The 24,703-nt window shown below is 65.0% G+C and carries 22 protein-coding genes and 1 pseudogene; 16 read left to right on the forward strand and 7 right to left on the reverse strand.

All coding sequences use genetic code 11. From position 1 onward, the window contains the following. Positions 1 to 55: 55 nt before the first annotated feature. A complete protein-coding gene (locus ACLP4W_RS13590; protein ID WP_442386672.1) occupies positions 56 to 412 on the reverse strand; it encodes a 2Fe-2S iron-sulfur cluster-binding protein in 357 nt (118 codons plus the stop codon). A 118-nt stretch (positions 413 to 530) separates the two neighbouring features. On the opposite strand from ACLP4W_RS13590, the gene ACLP4W_RS13595 reads away from it, so the two are divergent. The 4 genes from ACLP4W_RS13595 to ACLP4W_RS13610 are packed head-to-tail and all read left to right on the forward strand — an operon-like array spanning position 531 to position 4,700. Then, positions 531 to 1,955 (forward strand): class I adenylate-forming enzyme family protein, encoded by a 1,425-nt coding sequence (locus tag ACLP4W_RS13595; RefSeq protein ID WP_442386674.1) that lies wholly within the window; start codon positions 531 to 533, stop codon positions 1,953 to 1,955. Continuing rightward, a complete protein-coding gene (locus ACLP4W_RS13600) occupies positions 1,933 to 2,847 on the forward strand; it encodes an acyl-CoA dehydrogenase family protein (RefSeq protein WP_442386675.1) in 915 nt (304 codons plus the stop codon). The genes ACLP4W_RS13595 and ACLP4W_RS13600 overlap by 23 nt, the downstream gene beginning before the upstream one ends. After that, entirely contained in the window at positions 2,834 to 3,931 is a 1,098-nt protein-coding gene (locus ACLP4W_RS13605; protein ID WP_442386677.1) for an acyl-CoA dehydrogenase family protein, read from the forward strand. Before ACLP4W_RS13600 ends, ACLP4W_RS13605 begins: the two co-directional genes overlap by 14 nt. A gap of 1 nt (position 3,932) precedes the next feature. Next, entirely contained in the window at positions 3,933 to 4,700 is a 768-nt protein-coding gene (locus tag ACLP4W_RS13610; protein ID WP_442386679.1) for an enoyl-CoA hydratase/isomerase family protein, read from the forward strand. 28 nt (positions 4,701 to 4,728) lie between these two features. On the opposite strand, the gene ACLP4W_RS13615 is transcribed toward ACLP4W_RS13610, so the two are convergent. Then, positions 4,729 to 5,586, reverse strand: coding sequence for a proline iminopeptidase-family hydrolase (locus ACLP4W_RS13615; RefSeq protein ID WP_442386680.1), 858 nt, complete (start codon positions 5,584 to 5,586; stop codon positions 4,729 to 4,731). Between the two features lie 221 nt (positions 5,587 to 5,807). On the opposite strand from ACLP4W_RS13615, the gene ACLP4W_RS13620 reads away from it, so the two are divergent. The 3 genes from ACLP4W_RS13620 to ACLP4W_RS13630 all read left to right on the forward strand — a co-directional run bounded on the left by ACLP4W_RS13620 (position 5,808) and on the right by ACLP4W_RS13630 (position 8,449). After that, on the forward strand, positions 5,808 to 6,947 hold the full coding sequence (locus tag ACLP4W_RS13620) for a thiolase family protein (protein WP_442386682.1): 1,140 nt from the start codon (positions 5,808 to 5,810) through the stop codon (positions 6,945 to 6,947). A gap of 7 nt (positions 6,948 to 6,954) precedes the next feature. Then, positions 6,955 to 7,842 carry a methylmalonyl Co-A mutase-associated GTPase MeaB gene (gene meaB / locus ACLP4W_RS13625; RefSeq protein ID WP_442386684.1) on the forward strand — a complete coding sequence of 296 codons (888 nt, stop codon included), beginning with the start codon at positions 6,955 to 6,957 and terminating at the stop codon, positions 7,840 to 7,842. A 232-nt stretch (positions 7,843 to 8,074) separates the two neighbouring features. After that, positions 8,075 to 8,449 (forward strand): nuclear transport factor 2 family protein, encoded by a 375-nt coding sequence (locus ACLP4W_RS13630; RefSeq protein ID WP_442386686.1) that lies wholly within the window; start codon positions 8,075 to 8,077, stop codon positions 8,447 to 8,449. 116 nt (positions 8,450 to 8,565) lie between these two features. Here ACLP4W_RS13630 and ACLP4W_RS13635 read toward each other — a convergent pair whose 3' ends face one another. The 3 genes from ACLP4W_RS13635 to ACLP4W_RS13645 all read right to left on the reverse strand — a co-directional run bounded on the left by ACLP4W_RS13635 (position 8,566) and on the right by ACLP4W_RS13645 (position 11,673). After that, positions 8,566 to 9,156: a DinB family protein gene (locus tag ACLP4W_RS13635; RefSeq protein WP_442386688.1), complete on the reverse strand. Its 591-nt coding sequence runs from the start codon at positions 9,154 to 9,156 to the stop codon at positions 8,566 to 8,568. Positions 9,157 to 9,352: 196 nt separating this feature from the next. Then, positions 9,353 to 10,969, reverse strand: a complete 1,617-nt coding sequence (locus ACLP4W_RS13640) for an FAD-dependent oxidoreductase (RefSeq protein WP_442386689.1) — start codon at positions 10,967 to 10,969, stop codon at positions 9,353 to 9,355. Positions 10,970 to 10,995: 26 nt separating this feature from the next. Continuing rightward, positions 10,996 to 11,673 carry an IclR family transcriptional regulator gene (locus ACLP4W_RS13645; RefSeq protein WP_442386691.1) on the reverse strand — a complete coding sequence of 226 codons (678 nt, stop codon included), beginning with the start codon at positions 11,671 to 11,673 and terminating at the stop codon, positions 10,996 to 10,998. Positions 11,674 to 11,802: 129 nt separating this feature from the next. On the opposite strand from ACLP4W_RS13645, the gene ACLP4W_RS13650 reads away from it, so the two are divergent. The 8 genes and pseudogenes from ACLP4W_RS13650 to ACLP4W_RS13685 all read left to right on the forward strand — a co-directional run bounded on the left by ACLP4W_RS13650 (position 11,803) and on the right by ACLP4W_RS13685 (position 20,995). Then, on the forward strand, positions 11,803 to 12,666 hold the full coding sequence (locus ACLP4W_RS13650; protein WP_442386791.1) for an alpha/beta fold hydrolase: 864 nt from the start codon (positions 11,803 to 11,805) through the stop codon (positions 12,664 to 12,666). Further along, positions 12,666 to 14,390, forward strand: a complete 1,725-nt coding sequence (locus ACLP4W_RS13655; RefSeq protein ID WP_442386693.1) for a bifunctional 3-(3-hydroxy-phenyl)propionate/3-hydroxycinnamic acid hydroxylase — start codon at positions 12,666 to 12,668, stop codon at positions 14,388 to 14,390. Before ACLP4W_RS13650 ends, ACLP4W_RS13655 begins: the two co-directional genes overlap by 1 nt. Beyond that, positions 14,338 to 15,255 (forward strand): 3-carboxyethylcatechol 2,3-dioxygenase, encoded by a 918-nt coding sequence (locus ACLP4W_RS13660; protein ID WP_442386695.1) that lies wholly within the window; start codon positions 14,338 to 14,340, stop codon positions 15,253 to 15,255. The genes ACLP4W_RS13655 and ACLP4W_RS13660 overlap by 53 nt, the downstream gene beginning before the upstream one ends. A 77-nt stretch (positions 15,256 to 15,332) precedes the next feature. Further along, positions 15,333 to 17,004, forward strand: a pseudogene (locus ACLP4W_RS13665) (FAD-binding protein). Positions 17,005 to 17,006: 2 nt separating this feature from the next. Next, positions 17,007 to 18,314 (forward strand): LLM class flavin-dependent oxidoreductase, encoded by a 1,308-nt coding sequence (locus ACLP4W_RS13670; protein WP_442386697.1) that lies wholly within the window; start codon positions 17,007 to 17,009, stop codon positions 18,312 to 18,314. A 42-nt stretch (positions 18,315 to 18,356) separates the two neighbouring features. Continuing rightward, positions 18,357 to 19,181: a coniferyl-alcohol dehydrogenase gene (locus ACLP4W_RS13675; protein ID WP_442386699.1), complete on the forward strand. Its 825-nt coding sequence runs from the start codon at positions 18,357 to 18,359 to the stop codon at positions 19,179 to 19,181. Beyond that, positions 19,169 to 20,161 carry a cyclase family protein gene (locus tag ACLP4W_RS13680; protein WP_442386701.1) on the forward strand — a complete coding sequence of 331 codons (993 nt, stop codon included), beginning with the start codon at positions 19,169 to 19,171 and terminating at the stop codon, positions 20,159 to 20,161. Before ACLP4W_RS13675 ends, ACLP4W_RS13680 begins: the two co-directional genes overlap by 13 nt. A gap of 12 nt (positions 20,162 to 20,173) precedes the next feature. Then, entirely contained in the window at positions 20,174 to 20,995 is an 822-nt protein-coding gene (locus tag ACLP4W_RS13685) for an alpha/beta fold hydrolase (RefSeq protein WP_442386703.1), read from the forward strand. Between the two features lie 14 nt (positions 20,996 to 21,009). Here ACLP4W_RS13685 and ACLP4W_RS13690 read toward each other — a convergent pair whose 3' ends face one another. Together ACLP4W_RS13690 and ACLP4W_RS13695 are read right to left on the reverse strand one after the other, a co-directional pair. Beyond that, positions 21,010 to 22,626, reverse strand: a complete 1,617-nt coding sequence (locus ACLP4W_RS13690) for a multicopper oxidase family protein (RefSeq protein ID WP_442386704.1) — start codon at positions 22,624 to 22,626, stop codon at positions 21,010 to 21,012. 321 nt (positions 22,627 to 22,947) lie between these two features. Next, positions 22,948 to 23,706 (reverse strand): SDR family oxidoreductase, encoded by a 759-nt coding sequence (locus tag ACLP4W_RS13695; RefSeq protein WP_442386707.1) that lies wholly within the window; start codon positions 23,704 to 23,706, stop codon positions 22,948 to 22,950. A 166-nt stretch (positions 23,707 to 23,872) separates the two neighbouring features. Here ACLP4W_RS13695 and ACLP4W_RS13700 point away from each other — a divergent pair, with 166 nt between their 5' ends. Continuing rightward, positions 23,873 to 24,694 carry an SDR family NAD(P)-dependent oxidoreductase gene (locus tag ACLP4W_RS13700; protein ID WP_442386709.1) on the forward strand — a complete coding sequence of 274 codons (822 nt, stop codon included), beginning with the start codon at positions 23,873 to 23,875 and terminating at the stop codon, positions 24,692 to 24,694. The last annotated feature ends 9 nt before the right edge of the window (positions 24,695 to 24,703 follow it).

The raw sequence follows: 24,703 nt of genomic DNA on the forward strand, positions 1-24,703 counted from the left end.
GGGTCGACTCTCCACGAGGATGATGCCCTTGGCCATTGTGGCCGCCTCTCTTGTGCTACTCGTAGCGCACCGTCACCGAAGCCGTGTCGGGCACGCCCTGGCACGTCAGAATGTAGCCCTCGGCCACCTCGTCATCGTCAAGCGCATCGTTGACCCGCATGGTCACATGGCCTTCCTCGAGCCTGGCCATGCACGTTCCGCAGTTGCCGGCCTCGCAGTTGAACGGCGGGTCCAGGCCCGCGCGTCGCGCGCTTTCCAATAGCGTCTCGCCGGGAACCAGTGGCACCGACACTTTTTTGCGCTCGAGGAAGATCGTCACCGTGCCGGCCGCGGCACCGTTTGATGCGGGATCTGTCACCCGTGCAGTCTCCTCGATGATCGTGGCCAGCGCCGCATACTTGGGTTCCACCATGGCTGCCCTCCCGTACTTGCGTTCTTCATTATAGAGAATACTATTCTCACCAAGCGATAGGATCATCTCAAGACTGTGCAGATGGCGGGTCAGCCCGCCTGCCAGGGAAGGACGGGACGTGACCGAGCCGGCCGCGCTCGTGTTCGAGGAACGGCGGTTCACCCTGCCGCAACTCGAAGCGCTGGCCGGCGGGCTGGCAACCGCGCTGATCAAGAACGGTGTCACCGCGGGTCAGCGGGTCGCCGTCATGGCGTCCAACCGGCCGGAGTTCGTCGCCGTCGTGCAGGCGATCTGGCGGCTGAGTGCCGCGGCGGTGCTCATCAGCCCCGCCTGGAAGCGCGACGAGGTGGACCACGCGCTTGCGCTGACTGACCCGGCTCACGCCGTCGGGGACCACCCGGTGCTGGCCGACCTGATGCCGATGCTGCACCTCGACGAACCGATCGCTCCCGGAGAACCGCCAACCGGCTCGCCGGATCCGCGGGCCGACGCGGTGCTGGTGTTCAGCTCCGGCACCACCGGTCTGCCCAAAGCCGTCCGCCACACCCATGCGGCGCTGGACGAGGCGGTGCGGCAGTGGCGCGACGCGTTGCAGCTGACACGGCGTGACCGGATTCAAGTCGCCACGCCGCCGTCGCACATCCTCGGCCTGCTCAACATCCTCACGGCGCTGCGGACCGGCACCTGGATGCGGCTGCATCCGCGATTCGACATCGACCGGATGCTGCATCACATCGAAAGCGACCGCATCACAGTCGAAATGGCGGTCGCCCCCATCGCGCTGGCCATCGCCTCCCATCCCAGGCTCGAGTCGTACGACCTGTCTTCGCTGCGCTTCATCATGTGGGGAGCGACGCCGGTCAGCGCCAGCGTCGCCGAGACCGTGACCCGCCGGACCGGGGTTGGCTGGGTTCCCGCCTACGGGACCACCGAACTGCCCGTCATCGCATGCAATCCCCTCGAGGGGGCCCGGCTCGACGCAGTCGGGCGTCCGGTGCCCGGTGTGGACCTGCGGGTGGTCTCGCTGGAGACCGGCGAGCCGGTCCGTCCGGGGGAGGTCGGTGAGATTCAGGCCCGGTCGGCGTCGCTCATGGCCGGCTACCTGCCGGCGGATGCGACCGCCGAGGTGATCTGCGACGGCTGGTACCGGACCGGGGATGTCGGCTGCCTCGACACCGATGGTTGGCTGCGGATCACCGACCGTCTGAAAGAAATGATCAAAGTGCGCGGTTTCCAGGTGGCGCCGGCCGAAATCGAAAAGGTGCTGCACGGGCATCCGGCGGTCAAAGACTGCGCGGTGTTCGGCGTACCCGACGGCATCAACGGCGAAGCGATCGTTGCCGCCGTCGCGGCGCGCACTCCCTCTGACACGGAGGCCATTGAGGCGGTCGCCGCCGATCTCACCGCCCGGGTGGACCAGAAGCTGGCGTCCTACAAACACCTGAGCCGCGTCGTGTTCGTGGACGATATTCCGCGCCTGCCCTCGGGCAAGGTGCTGCGCCGAGTGCTCAAGGAGAGCTATGGATGTACGTCTGACAGCTGAGCAGCAGCAACTGCGTGACGCCGCCGCCAAGCTGGCCGACGATCTTGGACCGGGAGCAGTTCAGGATCTCGACGATGAGAGCCGAATCGCGCGTCTGGACAAGCAGGTTGAGATGACCGGGTGGCGAGCGCTGCGCTCCGACGGGGCGTCTGGCGTCGAGGTGGCCATCGTTGCAGAGGAATTCGGGCGCCGACTGGTCGACGCACCGTTCCTGGGTCCGATGCTGGCCGACGATCTGTCCCGCCGCATCGGTGCCGACAGCGCGGGAGCCCCCCTAACGACCTTCGTCGTTGACGACCGGGCGATCGACGCTCGGGGCGCCCAGCGTGCCCTGTTGCTCTCCGGCAGCACGATCCTGGCGACGGACCTGGGCGCCGGCCGCCCCGGCGCCGATTTGACTCGCGCCGAAGCGGACGTGGCGGGGTCGCCGGTGACCCTCGGTGAGGTGGGCTCCGACGTTGCCGCACAATGGCTGGCGCTCGCGCTGGTCGCCACGTCGGCGGACCTGGTCGGGATCGCCCGGGGCGCGCTCGCACTCACCTGCGACTACGCGAAAATACGTGAGCAGTACGGCAAACAGATCGGGTCTTATCAAGCCGTCGCGCACCTGTTGGCCGAAAGCCTTGCGCTGATTGAAGGTTCGGTGAGCGTGCTGCGCCATGCCGCGTGGGGGGTCGACGAACTGACGCCGGCCGAAGCCATCAGGGCCGCCCAGATCGCGAAGGCGTACTGCGCGCGCGCCACCCGCACCGTATGCGAGACCGCCGTGCAGGTGCACGGGGGCATCGGCAACACCTGGGACTGCCTGGTGCATGTCTACCTGCGCCGCGCGCTGACATCGACCGAACTGTGGCCCGTAACGCTGAAGGAGATCGACTTTGGACTTTCGTGACTCACCTGACGAGGGCGCATTTCGGGAGCGGCTGCGATCGTGGCTTTCCCTGCACGCCAAGGAGTTTTCCGGCTCCGGTGACGAGTACTGGGCCCGCCAGGCCGAATGGCATCAGGCCCTCTATGAGGGGGGCTTCTTCGGGTTGTCGTGGCCCAGCGAGTACGGCGGCCAGGAGCTACCGCCGGTGTACGACGTCATCGTGGACGAGGAATTGGCACGTGCCGGCGCCCCGCCGCGGCCCAGCGTGGGCTATTTGATCTACGGCATCGGCAGGCACGCCAGCGACGAACTGCGGAAACGCTTCCTGCCCGGCATCATCAACGGCACCGAGAGGTGGTGCCAGGGCTTCAGCGAGCCCGGCGCCGGCTCGGACCTGGCCTCGCTGACCACCACCGCCACCCGCGAGGGCGACAACTACGTCGTGCACGGGCACAAGATCTGGACCAGCTACTCCGATGTCGCCGACTGGTGTCTGCTGCTGGCCCGGACGGACCCCGAGGCAAAACGCCATCGCGGCCTCTCGGCATTCGTCATCGCGATGAAACAGCCTGGTGTGCAACAGCGTCCGCTGCGCATGATGAACGGAGTCACCAACGAATTCGGCCAGGTGTTCTTCGACGGTGCGACCGTGCCGGCTGATCGGATGGTCGGCGCTCCCGGCGACGGCTGGGCGGTCGCGATGACCGTCGTCGGACACGAGCGCGAACCGTCGACGCTCGGCTACGCGGCCCGATACGGCAAGCTTGTGCGAAGTCTGTTCGCGCGCAACGCGAACAATAAAGGTCCGGTGTCAGAAGAGCTCGCGTGGGCGGCGGTGCAGTCGGAAATGCTGACGCATCACGTCCGGCGGCGGCTGTCCGAGCAGCTGGACGGGGTCTCGCACGGGCCGGAGGGGTCGCTCGACAAGCTGCTGATGACCTGGGTCGAGCAATCCGTTGGGCACGCCGCGCTGGCCGTCGCAGGGACCCGCGATCCAGACCTGCTCAGCGCCTATCTGTACAGTCGCGCGCAGAGCGTAATGGGCGGGACATCACAGATACAGAAGAACATCATCGCCTCGCGAATCTTGGGATTGGGAGTCTGACGTGTACGACATGCCAACTGAAATCGATGTCCGTGCCGACGGTGCACTGCGGATCATCACCTTGAACCGGCCCGATTCTCTCAATTCGGTCAACGACAATCTGCACGTCGGACTCGCGCGACTATGGCAGCGATTGACCGATGACCCCACGGCCCGCGCCGCGGTGATCACCGGGGCCGGCAGGGCATTTTCGGCCGGTGGCGATTTCGGGTATCTCGAGGAGTTGGCGGGCGATGCCGACCTGCGTGCCAAGACCATCCGCGACGGGCGTGAGATAGTGCTGGGTATGGCGCGCTGCCGAATTCCCGTGGTGGCAGCGGTCAATGGCCCCGCCGTCGGACTAGGCTGCAGCCTGGTCGCGCTGAGCGATATCGTCTACATCGCCGAAGACGCCTACCTCGCCGACCCGCACGTGCAGGTGGGGTTGGTGGCCGCCGACGGCGGCCCGCTGACCTGGCCGCTGCACATCAGCCTGCTGCTGGCCAAGGAGTACGCGCTAACCGGCACTCGCATCAAAGCGCAGCGTGCGGTCGAACTCGGGCTGGCCAACCACGTGGTCGCCGACCCGGTTGCGGAGGCAATCGCATGCGCCAAAAAGATTTTGGAGCTGCCACAGCAAGCGGTCGAGAGCACCAAGCGGGTGCTCAACATTCACCTGGAACGCGCCGTTCTGGCCAGCTTGGACTACGCCCTTTCCGCCGAGAACCAGTCATTCCAAACCGAGGACTTCCGGTCAATCGTCACCAAGCTGAACGCGGGTAAGAACTAAGGCTGTCAGTCCGCTCGCGAAGGCTCAATCAGTCGTGTAGCCGCAGGAAGTCGCGCATCACCTGATCGAACCGGTCGGGCTCCTCGATGAAAGGCATGTGAGAGCTCGCTTCGAACAACTCGAACCGCGAACCCGCGATGCGCTGGTGCATTTCCCACATGTGTTCTGGCGCGCATTCGTCAAACCTGCCCGCGAGGACGAGGGTCGGCACTGCGATCTCGGGTAACCGGTCGAACACGTCCCAGTTCCGGATGGTCCCGACGATGTGAAAGTCGCTCGGTCCGAACACCGTTTCGAAGATCTCGGTGCCCATGTTTTGGAACGCGTCCAGGAGCTCGGTGGGCCAGGGACGAGCACGGCAAAGGTAGGTTTCGTTCCAGGTACGGATTGCGGACTGGTATTCGGCCGAGTGGGTCGTGCCCGCAGCTTCATGACGGTCGATAGCGGATTGGGTTGCCTGGTCAAGGTCAGTTTTCAAGCGCGCCACCATGTTCGAGAATTGGGGGATCGACGCGATGCTGTTGGAGATGGTGAGGCTGACGGCTCCCGATGTCGCGTCAAGCGCGTACTGTTGCGCCATCATCCCACCCCACGAATTGCCGAAGACATGGAAGCGGTTCAGGCCCAGCGCCCGCACCACGGCGTCCATTTCGGCCACCGAGCGTTCCATTGTCCAAAGTTCGGTGTTCGACGGGCATTCTGAATTCCCGCAACCGAGCTGGTCCCAGAAAATGACCTCTCGTTCGTCGGCCAAACGTTCCAGCGAACGCAAGTAGGTGTGCGGCAAACCGGGCCCACCATGAACCGTAAGGAGCGGACTGCCAGGCCCGCCACCAACCCGCTTGAACCAGACATTTCCGCCCGGGACCGCGACCATCCCCTCCATTGCCGACTATGCCTCCTGGGTGGGTTGGCGAGCAGACGCAGAATCGCACGATTCGATGCTGGTATATGCGATTCTGCGTCTGCTCGCGAGTCGACGCCGCACCCGGCACCTCCTTGCAACTCATCCTCTCGGCCTGAGAGAATAGTGTTCTCACCAATGTGCGGTTGGCTCTCGGGTCCCGCTCATGCATGTTGAAGTGCTCGCCGAACGGGAGAAGACCTGTGCCTGAAGCCGTCATCGTGTCCGCCCTGCGCACCCCCATCGGCACGGCCCGGAAGGGGACGCTGCGCGACACCAGTGCGTTCGACCTCGCGCACCATGTGGTCACCGAAGCGGCCAAGGATCTGGATCCGGCGCGGATCGACGATGTGATCCTGGGCGAGGGGCTCTACGGCGGCGGCGTACTCGCCCGCCACGCGGCCATCACCGCAGGCCTGACCCAGGTCCCCGGTTTGGCCAACAATCGGCACTGCGCGGCCGGTCAGGCCGCGGTGCAGAGTGCGGCGGCAAGTGTGCGCGCCGGGATGGATCAGCTCATCCTCGCCGGCGGTGTGAATTCGGCGTCCACCTCGCCGCGATCACGCATGCAGGTGGACGGTGACTGGGTCGACTGGTTCCCGCCGACCCACCCGGACCGTCCCGACGCGCCGAACCTCGACATGTCGATCACCGTGGGCTGGAACGCCGCGGTCAAAGCGGGCGTGAGTCGCGAGGAGATGGACGCGTGGGCGCTGCGATCACACCGCAATGCGATTGCCGCGATCGACGAAGGCCGCTTCAAAGAGGAGATCGTTCCTATCGAGACGCCGCACGGGCTGTTCTCGGTCGACGAGCACCCGCGCCGTGACACCAGCATGGAGAAGCTGGCCGCGCTCAAGCCGCTGCATCCGGAAATCGAGGGCTTCTCCATCACCGCCGGCAACGCCTGCGGCGCTAACGACGGTGCCGCGGTGTTGACCATCGCGAGCGACGCCCTCGGACTGCCCGCGCTGGCCACCGTACGGTCATGGGCGTCCGTCGGTGTCGACCCCGCGATTACCGGTTTGGCACCGGTGGAGGCGATACCGAAAGCGCTTGCCCGTGCTGGGCTTTCGATCTCGGACGTGGACCTGTTCGAAATCAACGAGGCGTTCGCGGCGATGTGTGTGGCCACCATCAAGCTGCTCGACCTGGACCCGGACAAGGTGAACGTGAGCGGCAGCGGCTGCTCGCTGGGGCATCCGGTCGCGGCGACCGGGGCCAGGATGCTGGTGACTCTCGTGCACGAATTGCGCCGCCGCGGCGGCGGAATGGGCGTTGCCGCCATGTGCGCGGGTGGCGGAATGGGTTCCGCGACGGTCATCGAGGTCCCGGCCCCGTAACACGCACATGACCATCGCTGACCTGATCGCGAGTGCGCGCAACGGATCTCAGCGCGCCGCGGGTCGGCTGCTCAGTCTCGTCGAAGGCGACCGGCGCGGCGAGGTGCTGGCGATCATCGACTCCGCATCGGTGCCCGCCGTCAGAGTTATCGGCATTACCGGACCACCGGGCGCGGGTAAGTCGACAACGGTCGCCGCCCTGGTCGGCGCGTACCGGGAGCGCGGGTGCCGGGTGGCCGTGCTGGCCGTGGACCCGTCGTCGCCGTTCAGCGGCGGTGCGCTGTTGGGCGATCGAATTCGAATGGCCGCGCATATCAACGACTCCGATGTGCTGATCCGTTCGGTGGCAAGCCGCGGTCATATCGGTGGTCTGTCCGCGGCGGTTCCGGCGGCGATTCGGCTACTGGGTGCCATTGGTTATGACGTGGTCCTGCTGGAGACCGTGGGGGTGGGGCAGTCCGAGATCGAGATCGCCGCCGTCGCCGACCCGACCATCGTCATCCTCAATCCCGGGGCGGGCGACGCGGTGCAGGCCGCCAAAGCCGGTGTGCTGGAAGTCGCCGACATCGTGGCCGTCAACAAGGCTGACCGGGAGGGTGCCGAACAAACCGTGCGGGACCTGCGCGCCGAAACCAACGCCCCGATCGTCAGTCTCATCGCCGCCAGGGGAGAGGGCGTCGACGATCTGGTGGCCGCCATCGACGCGCATCATCGCACCGACAGCCGGGAGCGGCGGCTGGCCCGTGCCCGCGCACAGATCTTGTCACTAGCGCAAACCCGGCTACGGACCCGGCCGGGTCTCGACCGGCTCGCCGAGGCGGTGGTCGACGGCCACGACGACCCTTACGCGGCCGCCGAACGACTGCTGTCACCTAGAGTGCAACGGGAGGATTGAACGGGCGCTGCAACGACCCTGACAGGCCGCTTAGTCACCGCCACAATCAATGACCACCGCAATCGATTTCGCGACTGTGCAAGGCCGGGTGCGAATCGTCGCGAACCGGTAAGGCTACGGGTTAGAGCAGCGGAATTCAGGCGCCCGAATATGCGAGTTGCGATGGACAGCTTTCGGCAGTGCAAATGGATATGCTCTTGATTTGTTTCTTGTCAACGAGTTTCATGAAGGTATGACGCGTTCTGCTGATGAGCTGGTAACCGAATTCTGCAAACTGTGGGCATCCCCCAACCCGGACGAGCTGGCAGGGTACTTCACCGAAGACGCCGTATACCACAACATCCCAATGGAGCCGGTACGAGGGCGCGAGGCGATCAGGGAATTCATCGCAGGGTTCCTGGCCGCATTCGACGGGATCGACTTCGAGGTACATCGGCAGGTTAGCGACGGTGCGTTGGTGATGAACGAACGCACCGACACGATGCGCCGCAAGGACGGCGAGAAAATCCCGCTGCCGGTGATGGGCGTCTTCGAGGTGGACAACGACAGGATTGTGGCGTGGCGGGACTACTTCGACATGGCGGCCATCACCAGCGCGTTCAGCTAGCCGGTTCAGCCGGAGTCGCAGCGACTGCCGTGCTGCGTGATGACTACCGGGGCTAACCGAACTCCCTCTTCGTTGGGACAGGCACGGTGAACGTGGACTTTCAAATCGCGCTTGCCCTATGAGAGTCCCGGCTCGTCATTACCGACTGCGCTACCGACAGCGCGGATGTCGGCAAGGTGGTGGACGCCCTCATGCATCGCCTGGCGGACCAACCAAAGTGCGGTGCGCTCCTCATCGGGCAGGCGGGTCGCCACGCGGCCCCAATCCTGGACGCCAGCGCGACCGATCTCTTCGCAGAAGCCGGCGACATTAGCGGCAAGCTCATCCAGAATGGGCGCCAGGTCGCGCTCGTTGTAGCGAAACCGACGCGCTCGTAGGTCGGCGAACATCGGTTCCAGCGCCGGTCGGTCCTCAGTGAGGACGCGGTGCAGACGGATTGTGAAGCTGGCATAGACGTCGCGCAGATGACAAACATATTCGGTAACCGACCATACCGGCAGGCTGGGCCGCTGGCGGCGGGCATGGTCTGCGACCGCGAACACGGCGTCGCCAACCGCGGCCGGTATCGATTGAATTACCCCGGTGGCGTGCTCCATCGAGATCTCGGAATAGTCGAGCGCGCAACGGGAACAGGTGTAATTCTCGGCGGCCAGCGGTGGCAATCCGTCGCTTGGACCGGCACCTTGTGGTGCACAGAGATCAGACATGATCACCATCATCCGACCCGGCGTGATGACAGCCAAGGTGGATAAGAGCTCACCTGCAACCATGCCAACCGCGCCGGCGCCGGCCTCAACGACGCCGAACGGGTTACCCGTGCCGGTTTATCTCGGTTGTGATCGACCTTGAAGATTCCGGTCCACGCGACGGTGATCGCAACAGCCTGGCTGTTCCCGGCATCTGTTACTTCAGGTCGACCGACTTTCCCGTGGCGGCCGCATGGCCGGCGCGGTAACCGAAAACCATTGCCGGACCGATAGTTCCGCCGGCACCACCATAAGCGCGTCCGGTCGCGCCGGCCATGGTGTTGCCCGCGGCGAACAGGCCAGGTATCGGCTCGCGATTGACGTGTAGGACGCGGCTGTCGACGTCGGTGCGCGGTCCGCCCTTGGTGCCCATCGCGCCGATGCACACTGGTACCGCGTAGTACGGGGCGGTGTCGATGGGGCCGAGGGTCTTGCCGGCAAGCGTGGGGGCCGTGTCGTCGCCCCAGTAGCCGTCGTATGCACTGGAACCGCGTCCGAAGTCGGGATCGGCACCGGCGGCCACATGGCGGTTCCATTGCTCGACGGTCCGGGTGAGGCCGTCGGCGTCGATGCCGGTCTTGGCGGCCAGCTCAGCGAGATCCGCCGATTCACAGAACCAGTCCGGAACCGGCTCTCCGGGCGCAATACCCAGGAATCCATAGCGCTGCAGGTGAACTGAATCGAACACCATCCATCCGCGATCGTTAACGTAACCACCGCGGGGATCGAGGTACTGGAAAGCGCCGGCCATCGAGTTGTAGTCGGACGCCTCGTTGACGAACCGCAGTCCCGCGGAGTTGACAATGATGCTCCTCGGACGAGTTCGTTCCAGGCGCACGCTGCGGCTGCGAGGCTTTCCCTCGATGGTGTCGCCCGGGATTTGCACAATCGGCACCCACCAGGCTTCCCCCATGTTGGCCAGATCCGCGCCGTGCGTCATCGCCATGCGCAGCCCGTCCCCGGTGTTGTTCGGTGGCGAGACCGCCCCGTGCATCGGGCCGCGCAGAAACGCCTGCACCAGAACCGGATCCCACTCGAAGCCACCGGTACCCAGGATGACTCCGCGGCGAGCACGCACGCGGATACTCTTTCCGGGCAAAGCGACCTCGACCCCTGTGATCTCCCCGGCGTCGGCGAAGAGCTGCTCGGCCCGCGCGTTCGTATGGACCGTCGCCCCGGCATCCAGCAACCCCTTGAGGAGCCCGGCTATCAGTGCGGCACCGGCGACACACAGGTGGCCGGATTGATCGTCCACCGCTGCGTGCAGGCGGGCTCTGGTCTCGGCGTCGAAACCGACGTTGGACCAGTCGGCGGGAAACGCCGTGATTCGAGTAGCCCAGTCGCCCACTTGATCGAGATCGAAAGGAACCGGGATGAGCGATCGGCCGCCGGCCGGTTGTCCTCCCGGCAACTCCGGCCGGTAGTCGGGGAAGCCGGTCGCGATCTCAAAGCGCACGCCGCTGTGTGCCTCGACAAAGTCGAGCATCGCCGGACCGGTTCGCACGAACGTCTCGACCAACGCGTCGTCCATTGCGCCGAAAGACTGCGCGCGCAGGTATTGCAACGCGTCCGCCACCGTCAATTCCCCATCGCTAGAACGGTTATGGGCGGGAATCCACACCACGCCACCCGACACCGCGGTGGTCCCGCCGACGGTCGGCGCCTTCTCGAACACCTCCACCGAGGCGCCGGCGACCGACGCGGTCAGTGCGGCGGTGAGCCCTGCGCCGCCGCTACCAAGCACGACGACATCGACTTCGTGGTCCCAAGACATGGACTGCTATCCCTTCAGCTCAGTAGCTAGCTCAGTAGCTCCGACAACTGCTTTGCGGCCTTGACGACCGCGTCCTTTCCGCGCATCACGACGTCTTCTCGGTGGGAGATGAGGTTGATGCAGGTCGGTGGCGACGGCGCCGGGCGGCGGACCGCCACGGCCAGACCGTAGGTGTTCGGTTCGATCTCCCCGTAGGTCGTCACCCAGCCGCGCTCGCGAGTGCGGGCGACCAGATCTCGTTCTCCCGGTCGCGGGGGCATGCTCGCGAGCAAGGCGATCCCGGCGGCACCGCGATCCAGCGGATATCGACTGCCCTCGTGGAAGGACAGTTGGTAGGCGACAAGACTGGGCACGATCACCGCGATAGCCACCTGCTGGTCGCCCTCGGCGATGAGCAACGACACGGTGGTGCCCAGGTCATCGGCCAGCGCGCGCAGCGTCGGCAAACTGACCTGGTGCACATTGCGATCGAACGACGCGCCGAGAACGGCGAGGCCCGCTGCGGGCCGGTAGCGCCCGTCCTCTCCTTTGGCCACCAGCCGAAACTCGGCCAAGGTCGACAGCAATCGATAGGCGATGGTGCGATGCACCCCGACCCGGTCGGCGAGCTGCTGCACGGTGAGCCCGCTCGGGGAATCCGCCACCATTTGCAGGGCAGAGAGTCCCCTGGCCAGCGTCTGCGAGCCGGTTCCCGAACCCGTCATGGCCTTGACAGACCACCATACGAGAGCGTAGCTCTATATATAACGCACATCAGTGTGCGATATTAGCACAAAAGATGTAACTCAAAGACGAGAACAAGATTTCCACTATCCGTAGGCGTGAGAGGAACCGTGGCGGAATTCGAGAGCATATGGAGCGATCTCCAGGGTGTCGCGTTTTCGCAGGGCTACCTCCACGCGGGCGGCGTCCGGACCCGCTACCTGCGTGCCGGCGATTCCAGCAAGCCGGTGCTGGTGTTCTTGCACGGATCCGGCGGCCACGCCGAGGCCTACGTCCGCAATTTGGCGGCGCACGCGGAGCATTTCTGGACCTGGTCCATCGACATGCTGGGCCACGGCTACGCCGACAAGCCGGGTCACCCGCTGGAAGTTGGCCACTATGTCGAACACCTGATGGCCGTGCTGCACGCCATCGGGGTCGATCGCGCCTGCCTGAGCGGCGAATCGCTCGGGGGCTGGGTAGCGGCCCGCACCGCTATCGACCATCCGGACGCCGTTGACCGACTGGTCCTCAACACCGCCGGCGGCTCCCAGGCCGATCCGGAGGTGATGCAGCGGATCATCACGCTGTCCATGGCGGCCGCCGAGAACCCGACGTGGGAAACCGTTCAAGCGCGGATCAAATGGTTGATGGCCGACAAGTCCAAGGATTACGACGACCTGGTCGCCAGCCGCCAACGGGTGTATCGCCAGGCGGGATTCGTCGATGCGATGCGCGACATCATGGCGTTGCAGGACCCTGAGGTCCGGGCCCGCAACATTATCGGGCCGGATGGCTACGGTTCAATCACCGCGCCAACCCTGGTGTTGTGGACGAGTGACGACCCGACCGCCGACGTGTCCGAGGGTCGCCGCATCGCGTCGATGATTCCCAATGCGCGCTTCGAAGTGATGCCCGACTGCGGTCATTGGCCGCAGTACGAGGACGCCAAGACCTTCAATCGTCTGCACCTCGACTTCCTGATGGGGCGCTGATGGTTGCAGCCGGGCAGGACAAACCAGAGGTAGATGTCGACGTTCTCGTCGTCGGCGCCGGCCCGGTCGGCTTGACGCTGGCCAATATCCTTGGTTTGCGCGGCATCCGGACTCTAGTTGTCGACGAACGGGACACGCTCATCGACTACCCACGTGGGGTTGGCCTGGATGACGAGGGGTTGCGCACCTTCCAGTCGATCGGCCTGGTTGACCGTGTCCTGCCGCACACCGTGCCCAACCAGATTCTGCGTTTCGTCGACGCCAAGCGCCGAGTGCTCGCCGAAATGGCCCCGCCCGATGCGCGTTTCGGCTGGCCGAAGCGCAATGGCTTCGTGCAGCCGCTGGTCGACGCCGAATTGCTGCGCGGTCTGGACAGATTCGAGCACGTCGAGGTGTGGTGGGAACGGCCGATGACGGCGTGTGAGCAAAGCGCCGACATGGTCACCGTCGAACTCGGTGGCAGCGCTCATGATGGCGGCGACACTTCCACTGTGCGGGCGCGTTACGTCGTCGGCTGCGACGGCGGCCGCAGCACCACCCGCCGCATGATGAATGTGTCCTTCGACGGGACGACGTCGTCGACGCGGTGGCTGGTCGTCGATCTCGCCAACGATCCGCTCGGCCATCCGAACAGCGAGGTGGGTGCCGACCCCGAACGCCCGTATGCCTCGATCTCGATCGCGCACGGGATTCGCCGTTTCGAGTTCATGATTCACGGCGACGAATCCGACGAGCAGGCGGAGGATCCCGCGTTTTTGAGGGAGATGCTGGCGCGGATGGTGCCGCACCCCGACCAAGTTGACGTGATCCGGCGCCGTGTCTACACCCATCACTCGCGGATCGCCGGCGCGTTCCGCTCCGGCCGGCTGCTGTTGGCCGGAGACGCCGCCCACCTGATGCCGGTCTGGCAGGGGCAGGGCTACAACAGCGGGATTCGGGATGCGTTCAATCTGGGGTGGAAGCTCGCGGCGGTGGTGAGCGGGCTGGCCGACGACAAGCTGCTGGATTCCTATGACATCGAGCGCCGCAAGCACGCGCGGGCGATGATCGACCTCTCCACCATGGTTGGTCGCGCGATCTCGCCGACCAACCGCCGGGTCGCCGGCGTGCGCGACCTCCTGGTGCGGTCGGCGTCAATTGTGCCCTCGCTCAAGAGGTACGTGTTGGAGATGCGGTTCAAGCCGATGCCGCGCTACGAACAGGGGGCGGTGGTGCACACTGTACCCGGCCGCGCCGACTCGCCGGTCGGCACGCTGTTCATCCAGCCGCGGGTCGATACCCGAACCCAGCAGGATGTGCTGTTGGACGAAGTACTGGGCGATTGGTTCGCCGTGGTGTGCTGGAACAACAACCCGCGAAAAATTCTGGGCGATACGGCCTTTGAGGACTGGAAAGGTGTCGGCGCACGCTTTGCCGCCCTCCGGCCCGCGACCCAGCTGCACTGGACCGGGCACGACGATCCCGACGTCGTGGTCGTCGCCGATCGCGGCGGTGCCCTCAAATCCTGGTTCGACACCCACCAGGAATCGGTGTTGTTCCTGCGCCCCGACCGTTGCATCGCCGGTGCTTGTATCGCTCAGCGCGCGCCCGAGCTGAGCGCCCGCCTTCTTGACGCCCTCACCCTCACGCCGCGAGGGGGTGATTTGCAAAGTGGTACTGGCCCTGTGCTGTATGTCGCACAGCCCGCTCCTGAATCTTCCAGGGCCGTCGCAGGACCTGCTTGACGAGATCGAAGGCGCAATCGCCCAGGCGCGAGAATTCGTCCGGGATTACGACCCCGAACTCGTCGTGATCTTTTCCCCGGATCACTACAACGGGTTCTTTTACAAGGTGATGCCGCCGTTCTGCATCGGCACGAGCGCCAACGGTGTTGGTGATTACGGCACCTACGCCGGCCCGCTCGACGTGCCGGAAAACCTCGCGGCTGACTGCGCAAACGCGGTCCTGGGCGCCGGGGTCGACGTCGCGGTATCGGCCAGCATGGACGTGGATCACGGCACCGTCCAGCCGCTCGAGAAGCTGTTCGGCGACGCTACCTCGCGGCCGGTGATACCGATCTTCGTCAACGCAGTCGCCGTGCCGCTGGGACCGCTGCACCGTTGCCGGGCGCTGGGTGCCGCCGTGGGCAACTACCTGGCCACCCTGGACAAGCGAGTCCTGGTGTTGGGATCTGGAGGACTTTCCCACAGTCCACCGGTGCCGACACTGGCGAGTGCGCCTCCGGCGGTGCTGGAGCGGATCGTGCACGGCCAGCCGATGACGTCGCAGCAGCGGCAAGCCCGGCAAGTGGCTGTGATGGACGCAGCCAAGAGTTTCGCCGCCGGCGAGAGTGCACTGCAACCGCTCAACCCGGCGTGGGACAATCGGTTCCTCGAGATCATCGACAGCGGAAGGCTTTCCGAGCTCGATGAGTGGTCGAACTTGTTCGTCGCCCACGAGGGTGGCAGCTCCGCGCAGGAGATCAGGACGTGGGTGGCGGCGTTCGCCGCCCTGGACGCCGCCGGGCCCTACCGAACGACATCGCGCTACTACAAACCGGCCCCCGAGCTTATTGCCGGGTTTGCCATTAGAACGGCGGTGCCGAAGTGACCGCTGCATCTCTAAGCGCCTCCGGCGCTTTCGATCACGTTGTCGATGTCCTCATCGTCGGGTCAGGCGGTGGAGGCATGGCGGCCGCCCTGACCGCCCAAGCCTCCGGGCTGGACGCGCTGGTGGTGGAAAAGTCGCCTTACTTCGGTGGCTCCACCGCGCTTTCCGGTGGCGGCATCTGGGTACCCGGTGCGCCCGCGCAGCGCAGGGAGGGCTACACCCCGTCGCCCGAGGGTGTGGTCGAGTATTTGCGGCAGATTACCGACGGCCTGGTCAGCGAGGCGCGGATACGGCAGTACGTGGAGTCCGCGCCACAAATGCTCGAATTCCTCGAAGACCTCTCGGGGTGGTTCGAGTTCGTCTGGAAACCTGGTTATGCCGATTACTATCCGGAACTGCCCGGCGGCTCCGAGCTTGGCAGCACGATCAATGTGCCGCCCATCGACCTGCGGAAGCTGGGTCCCGACGAACAAATGTTGCTCAAGCCGTTGGCGCTTGCTCCCAAGGGAATCTGGTTGGGCCCCAAGGAACTGCGGACCTTCTACCGAATCAGGCAGTCGTGGGCCGGCAAAGGCGTGCTGCTGAAGTTGATTTCGCGGATGGTCAGGGCCCGAGTGTTCGGCGAGCGGATGGCGGCAATCGGGCAGTCGCTGGCCGCGCGGCTGCGGCTGGCGATGCGAGAACGGGGCATCCCGCTGTGGCTGGACTCGCCGATGGCAGAGTTGCTCAGGGACGCCGATGGCTCGGTGACCGGCGCGCTGGTGGAGAGAAACGGTGGCGCGCAGCGCATCGGCGCGCGCCTGGGCGTCATCCTGGCTTCCGGAGGATTCGACCACGACCTCGCATGGCGGAAGGAACAGCTGCCGGTGCTGGACCAGGACTGGAGCTTCGGCAATCCGGCCGCGATGGGCGACGGAATCCGCGCGGGCGAGAAAATCGGCGCCGCAACCGATCTGCTCGATGAGGCCTGGTGGTTCCCGGCGATCCAATGGCCCGACGGCCGAATGCAATTCATGCTCAACGAGCGGATGATGCCTGCGCAGTTCATCGTCAACGGCGACGGGAAGCGCTTCATCAACGAGGCGGCGCCGTATATGGATTTCGGTCACGCCATGATCGACGGCCAGAAATCCGGGGTGACCCACATCCCGTGCTGGCTCATCACCGATCACAGGTCGTGGAATCGCTATGTCATCGGCGGGCATTTGCCGATACCGAAAATTCCCGGCGCGCCGGTACCCACCGGGCGTAAGGTTCCTGCTGCCTGGCTGGAATCAGGAGTCGTCAAAGCGGCCATGACGTGGGACGAACTGGCGGCAAAGATAGGAGTACCTGCACATCAACTTTCCGAAACCGCCAGCCGCTTCAACGAACTCGCGCGCAAGGGGCACGACGACGATTTCAACCGCGGTGACAGCGTGTACGACAACTACTACGGTGATCCGACATTGCCCAACCCGAATCTGTATCCGCTGGGCGATCCACCCTATTACGCGTTCCGAATCGTTCTCGGCGACCTCGGGACCTCAGGCGGCCTGCGTGTCGACGAATACGCTCGAGTACTACGAGCGGACGACACCGTCGTGCGGGGGCTCTACGCGGTGGGCAATACCGCGGCGCCCGTCATGGGCCGCAGCTATGCCGGTGCCGGGGCGACCATCGGCCCGGCCATGACTTTCGGTTTTGTCGCAGCCAAACATGTTGCGGCCCAGGCCGCCAAACAGACCCTCTAACTCTCATAGGAGGTAACAATGAAAATTTCACTGTTCTACGAATTCCCGTTGCCGCGGCCCTGGGGGCCCGACGACGAAAGGATTCTGCTGCAAGGCAGCTTGGACGAGGTCGAGGCCGCGGACAAGGCCGGATTCTCCACCGTCTGGCTCACCGAGCACCACTTCCTCGAGGAATACTGTCATTCCACGGCGCCGGAAATCTTCCTGGCCGCGGCCAGCCAGCGGACCAAGGACATCCGGCTGGGATTCGGCATCATGCACCTGCCGCCCGCGGTCAATCACCCCGCCCGGGTGGCCGAACGCATCGCCACCCTCGATCTGCTCTCCAACGGGCGCGTCGAGTACGGCACCGGGGAATCGTCCTCTGTCGGCGAACTCGGTGGATTCAATATCGACCCCGCCGACAAGCGCGCGCAGTGGGAAGAGGCGCTCGAGGTTTCGATCCGATGCATGATCGAGGAGCCGTTCTCGGGCTTCAAGGGCGAGCACATCCAGATGCCGGCCCGCAACGTCATCCCCAAGCCGTTGCAGAAGCCGCACCCACCGGTCTGGGTCGCCTGCACGCGGCCGGCCAGCGTGCAAATGGCCGCCCAAAAATGCATTGGGGCATTGAGTTTCGCCTACACCGGTCCTGGACCGCTCACCGAGCGGGTCAACGGCTACTACAAGGAATTCGAAGAGAGGGGCGTGCCGATCACGCCGGCTATCAACCCGAACATCCTGGCCATTGGCGGTGACCTGTCGATGATGGTCGCTCCGACCGACGAGCAGGCGCTCAAACGAATCGGGAAGGGCGGCGGATTCTTCTCGTTCGGAATCATGCACTACTACCTCACAGGCGAGCACACGCCCGGGCGGACCGGCGTGTGGAAGCGGTATCTGGAAGAGGTCGAGAAGGACCCGACGCTGGCCTACGGCCCGGGACGGGGCGCCATCGGATCTCCGGCTACGGTGCGTGAATTCCTGCGCGGCTACGAAGACAGCGGCGTCGACGAGCTTATCCTGCTCCTCAACCCGCGCAGCCACGAGCACACCATGGAAGCCATCGAGCTGATCGGCAAGGAGGTGCTGCCCGAGTTCATCGAGCGCGACCAAAAGGCGGTCGCCGACAAAGCCAAGCGGCTTGAGCCCGTCATCGAGAAGGTCGAGGCGCGCCGGGAGGAGTCGACCGCACCGCAATTCGACGAAAACTACTCCTTCGGCGGCTTGCCCACGGGCCGTAGCGGTAACTTCACCGCCACCGAGATTCCCGAGGCCATGGCCGAGATGAACGAGGGCCGGGTTCAGGCGGCGCAGCGCGCCAGGGAAGAGGAGCAGCGCAAGTGATCCCGGCAGGCGTCTGAATTCGGAGCAATTTAGGGGCGAGTGTTGGGACGAATCGACGACCTGTGGCGCTACGACGGCCGTCGCGCGGTGGTGACCGGATGTGCGTCGGGCATCGGCGAACACGTGGTGCGCCAGCTCACCGAACTCGGGGCCGAGGTCGTCGGATTGGACAAACGCCGACCGGCCTTCGCGATCAACGAGTTTCATGAAGTCGACCTCGCCGACCCAGTGTCAATCGATCGCGCGGTGGCGTCCATCGGCGAGCCGGTCGACGCGCTGTTCAACGTTGCCGGCGTCTCTTCCGGGATCGGCAACCCGCCGCTCGTCGTCACCATCAACTTCCTGGGCCTGCGGCACGTCACCGAGGCGCTGATCCCGAAGATGGCCGCGGGGTCGTCCATCGTGAACGTGTCCTCGCTCGCGGCGGCGGCGTACCGGGAACATCTGCGGGCGGTGGCGCCACTGCTGCATACGGCGACGATGCGGAAGGGCATCGACTGGTGTCGTGACAATCGCGATGCGCTGGGCAACGGCTACCAATTATCCAAAGAAGCGATCATCCTGTACACCATGCGAAGCGCCACTCCGCTCGGCGCCCGGGGTATCCGGATCAACTGCACCGGCCCGGGGGTCACCGAAACCCCGATCCTTGATCAGCTGCGCACCGCCTACGGGCAAAGCTTCCTCGACGACATACCCAAGCCGTTGGGCCGAGTCAGCGAACCCGCCGAGCAGGCATCGGTTCTACTCTTTCTGAACAGCCGCGCGGCCAGCTATATCTCGGGCCAGGTGGTATGGGTCGACGGCGGAAACATCGGCGCCGCGATCGCTCGTGAACTCGAGGAAGGAGCCCCGTGGCCGGCTTGACCGACTTCCGGCGGGTCGCCCGCGAGGTCTCTAACTGGGGACGATGGGGAGCCGACGACGAGCTTGGCACGCTGAACTTCATCACCGCGGATAAGGTTGCCCAGGCCGCCAGCCTGGTCCGGCATGGGAAGGTGTTCCCGCTCGGCGTGGACTTCGGCGCGTCGGGCCCGCAGGGCGCGTTCGAGTTTCGGCACAACCCGGTCCACATCATGACCATCGACGGTGGCGATGCGAGCACGCTGGCACAGTACGGGCCGGGGTGGGAACGTAATCCGTTGGCGAAGCAGTTAAGTGGCTACATGACCGCGGACAATCCATTCCGCTTCAACGACGACTTGATCATCATGCCGTTGCAGGCGGCCAGCCAGTGGGACGCGCTTTCACACGTCTACTACGAGGACCAGCTCTACAACGGCTTTCCGGCGAATTCGGTGACGAGCATGGGCGCCTACCATTGCGGCATCGACAAGGTCGACGGCAAGGGCATCACCTCGCGCGGCGTGCTTCTGGACCTGGTTCGCCATCGCGGGGCAGACGTCTTCCTGGAAGCGGGAAACCCGATCACGCCGGAAGAGCTGGACGACGTGGTACGCGCCCAGCGAGTGACCGTCGGGCGGGGCGACATCGTATTGATCAGAACCGGTTGGTGGACACGGTTTCTCATGACCGGCAACAAGACGGAAGGCTACTCCGGGCTGGACTGGCGATGCGCCTTGTGGCTGCATGATCGCGAGATTGCCGCCGTCGCGGCCGACAACCTGCAGGTCGAAGACCTGGTATCCGGAGTCGACGGGATAACCTTTCCCCTGCATCTGCTCTGCCTGCGTGACATGGGAATGATGTTCGGCGAGTACTGGGATCTCGCCGCGCTCGCGGATGACTGCGCCGCCGACGGTGTTTACGAGTTCCAGCTCGTCGCGCCACCTCTGAGAGTTGTTGGCGCCGTGGGCTCGCCGGTGAATCCGATCGCGATCAAGTAGAGAAGGACGCGGGTGGAGATTCATCGCAACACGATGTTGGTCGACGGCCTGGTCACCAGCTATCTGGAGGCAGGCGGAGGGGACCCGGTGGTGCTGCTGCACGGCGGCGAGTTCGGCGGCAGCGCCGAACTCGGCTGGGAACGCAACATCGCCGCCCTCGCGGCGCGCTACCGGGTGTTGGCGCCGGACCAGTTGGGGTTCGGGCAGTCGGCGAAGGTCATCGACTTCGTCGACGGCCGTGGGATGCGGATTCGGCATGTGGCGCGCTTTTGTGAGTTGCTTGGCATCAACTCGGCGCACTTTGTCGGCAACTCGATGGGTGCCATCAACCTGCTCACCGACGCCACATCGGATGCGCCGCTGCTACCGATCCGCAGCCTGGTGATCATCTGCGGCGGCGGAGAGATCCAACAGAACAGGCACTTTGACGCGCTGCAGCAGTACGACGCAACCCTGCCGGCGATGCAGCGCCTCGTCGAGGCGCTGTTCTACGACCCCGGCTACCCGGCCGACGAGAAATTCGTGCGGCGGCGCTACGAGTCGAGCACCGCACCCGGCGCGTGGGAGGCCGTGGCCGCGGCCCGATTTCGCCGTCCCGATGCAAAACCGTCATCGACCCGGTCGAGTACACGACCCTACGAGCGCATCGACGTGCCGACCCTCGTCGTCGAAGGCGGAGACGACAAACTCCTGCCGGCCGGCTGGGCCGCTCAGATCGCTAAGCAGATCGAGAGGGGCCGCTCGGTAGTGATCGGCAAGGCCGGTCACTGCCCGCAGATCGAGCAGTCGTCGACGGTCAACGAATTATTGCTGGACTTTCTCGGATCCGTCTGAACTGAGAAGACAACTCAGAAGACGTAGTCCAGCCGGGTCTGCATGCCGGCGAACTGATGGTAGGTATTGTGGCAGTGCATCACCCACGTGCCAGGGTTGTCGGCGACCAGCACGGCGAGGATCTTCTGCTTCGGCAGCACGATGACGGTGTCCTTGCGGGCACCGGGACTGCCGTCGGCCTTGAGCAGCTGGAAAGTGTGGCCGTGTAGGTGAATTGGGTGATACATCATCGTGGTGTTATCGAATGTGATGGTCGGCCGCTGGCCCTGTCGTACCTGTAACGGATTGGTCTTGTCGTAGGGCTCGCCGTTGATCATCCAGTTGTATTGCACCATACTGCCCCCCAAGACGACCGGAAGGTCCAGGTTGGGCTCGGGCCGGCCTAAGTTGACCGGCGTTGTGGCGGTGAACATCTCGATGGTGCCCACGCGTTTGGTCAGCTCGGCCGGCTGAAACCCCGGGTCGGGCGGGCTGCCGGCCCCGGTGGACAGCAGGGCTCGCGCCAAAGCGTTTTTCCCTTCGGCGAGCGCGACGAGCGGGAAGACACCGTCGGCGGCGGTCACCGTAACGTCATAGCGTTCGGCCATGCCGATCAGCAGGGCGTCGACCTGGGTGGGTACCACTGGGTAACCATCGGTATGGGTGACCGTCATCGAATGGCCGGCCAGGGCGACCCGAAATGCGGTGTCGGAGCCGGTATTTATGAAACGGATCCTGATCCGCTGGCCCGGCTTGGCGTTGAATGTGGTGGGGGCCGTCGGAATTCTGCCGTTGATCAGATAGTACGGGTACGCGATGTCTCCGGCGTCGCCGCCCAGCAGGTCGCTGCTGCCAACGCTGCCCCCACCCACTCCCGGCGACGCGGTCACCGACGTTGTCGAGCGTGTTGAGCTTCTCGCGCTGGTCGAGGTTGTCGGAGTTGTCGAGGTTGTCGAGGTGGTCCCCGTGGTCATCGAGGGCATATTCGTCCGGGGCTTGTTGGGATCGGTCAGTTCGGCGTAGAGCTGTTCAGGGGTTTTCCCGACGCCATCGGTCCAATCGTCAAGGACGACAATCCATTCAGCGTCGTAGTTGCCCTCGGTCGGATCGTCGACGATGACCGGCAGGTAAAGACCGGTGTCTTCTTCCAGGCCGGTGTGCGGATGGGCCCAGTAGGTGCCCGAATTCGGGACCGAGAACCGGTAAGTGAAGTCTTGGCCGGCCGAGATGTTCGGGGTGGCCGGCTCGGCGCCGTCCATGTCGTTGCGCAGCGCGATCCCGTGCCAATGCACAGACGTCGGACTGTCGAGCCGGTTGGAAACCGTTACGACAAGCTCGTCACCGATGTTGGCCCGGATCAGCGGTCCCGGGATGGTGTTGCCGAAGGTCAGCGTGCGGACGACCGGTCCACCCAGGTCGATCTGGGTCGGTTGGGGTGTCAGACTGGCGGTCACAGTGCGCCCACTGTGCGGCCTGGCCGCCTCGGCGGCAGCGATGGCGGCCGCCATTTGGGCGGCACTGGCCGATACCGGCGGCTTGGACTGGCCGCAAGCCGCCAGCGCCAATCCCCCGGCGATGCCGGCGGCCATGAAGCCCCGCCTGGTTAGCTGCAGACCGTAGAACCGGACATCGCTTGTGGGCAGCACAGGCATCGATCGCTCCTCGTCTCCGGTCGATTCGTCCCCGGCGCCTTATACCGTGCTCGGCTGCCAGCAGGAGCGCAAGTGCTGGCATCGATAAGTAACGCCCAGGTGTGCATTGGGCAGCGCAAAGGTGAGCGTGCAGCTGTGACGGCCTTCTGACAACTCGACTCCGGCCCAGCCGTTGCGGTCGACGTCCACCGCCTAGGCGTTCACCTGTCTGCTCAAGCCGCCCTCGATTTCATCGCCGGTGAATAGGTTGCGGCGGAGATCAATTCGCCGATGAGTATCACCTCGTCGGGAACCTCGGCTGCGCTGCGTCCCTAATGCGCACTACTGGGGCAGCCGGGAGGCCATCCAGTCGCTGAAGCGGGTGGGGTAAGTAATCGCGTCCTCGCCCTCAAGGGGAACGATGGTGTGCTCGTCGATCACCTCACCGAAATAGGGGGCGGACGGGTCGGTCACCACCCGGCGTGGATCACCGTGGGCGGCAAGGCTGGTCCGGATGAAGTCGTCCATGCCAAGCTTTTCGGGGCCGGCGATGTTGATGATGCCGTTGACCGGTTCGCCGACTGTCGCGCGGGTGACGGCGGTGGCGACGTCCTGGGCGGCGATGGGCTGAAACGCCCCGTGCGGCAGGCGAACCGTGTCGCCGTCGGTTGCCGAATCGGCGATGGGGTCCACGAACTCGAAGAACTGGGTCGCCCGCACGATCGAATACGGGACTTCCGATTCCTCGATCAGCTTCTCCTGGGCGACCTTGGCCCGCATGTAGCCACTGTCCGGGGCCCGGTCGGCACCCACGATCGACAGCGCGACGTGGTGCCGCACCCCGGCTGCCCGCTCGGCGGCGAGCAGGTTCATGGTGGAGGTGGTGAAGAAGTGCATCACGGGTTCGTCATCGAAGGACGGCGAGTTGGACACATCCACCACCGTGTCGGCACCCGCCACGGCATCGGCGAGACCTTCGCCGGTGACGGAGTTGACGCCGGAGCGCGGCGAGGCCGAGACCGCCTCGTGTCCCAGCTGCGTCAGATTGGCGATGACCTGCGAGCCGATGAGTCCGCTGCCGCCGATGACCAAGATCTTCATGGTCAAGCCTTCCAAGGGTGTGATGAACTGGCGAATTTCGCATTGCCTGCATGCTCGCCACTCAAACCCTTGAAAAGTCTATAGTCAGCGCGTAGCTGCGCCCCCGAATTACCCGCGCTAAATCAACTGCTTGACTTAATACGGTCCGCGCCGATTAACTCGTCGTGTGGTCAACGAACTCGCGGGCAAGGTCGCTATCGTCACCGGCGGTGCGTCCGGTATCGGTCGCGGCACGGTGGAGAAGTTTGTGACCGAGGGCGCGCGGGTCGTAATAGCCGACGTCGAAACCGAAAAAGGGGAGGAACTGGCGGCGGCGCTGGGCCCCGACGCCTTCTTCCTGCGGACCGACGTCTCGGATCCCGAACAGGTCGGGGCGCTGGTGGCAGCCGCCGTTGGGAAATTCGGCGGCCTGCATGTGATGGTGAACAACGCCGGAGTCTCGGGCACCATGCATCGCCGATTCCTCGACGATGACCTGGCCGATTTCGACCGTGTGATGGCAGTCAACGTCCTGGGCGTGATGGCGGGTACCCGAGACGCCGCTCGGCACATGGCCGACAACGGCGGGGGATCGATCATCAACATGACCTCGATAGGCGGGATCCAGGCCGGCGGCGGTGTGATGACTTATCGCGCGTCCAAAGCAGCGGTCATCCAGTTCACCCAGTCCGCGGCAATCGATTTGGCGCACTACGAGATTCGGGTCAACGCCATCGCTCCGGGCAACATACCGACGCCGTTCGTGGCGTCATCGGCGGCGAATATGGATCAAGAGCAGATCGAGCGGTACGAGGCGAAGATCCGCGAGACGATGCGCGCCGACCGGCCGCTCAAGCGCGAGGGCACTCCAGACGACATCGCCGAGGCGGCACTGTATTTCGCCAGCGAGCGGTCGCGCTACGTCACCGGAACGGTGCTGCCGGTAGACGGGGGCGCGTCTGCGGGCAAGGCGATCCGCCGCCGGAGTGAGTCGCGGGGGAGTGACTGACGGGAGGTC

The sequence above is a fragment of the Mycobacterium sp. genome (assembly GCF_052145595.1).
Classification (GTDB): Bacteria; Actinomycetota; Actinomycetes; order Mycobacteriales; family Mycobacteriaceae; genus Mycobacterium.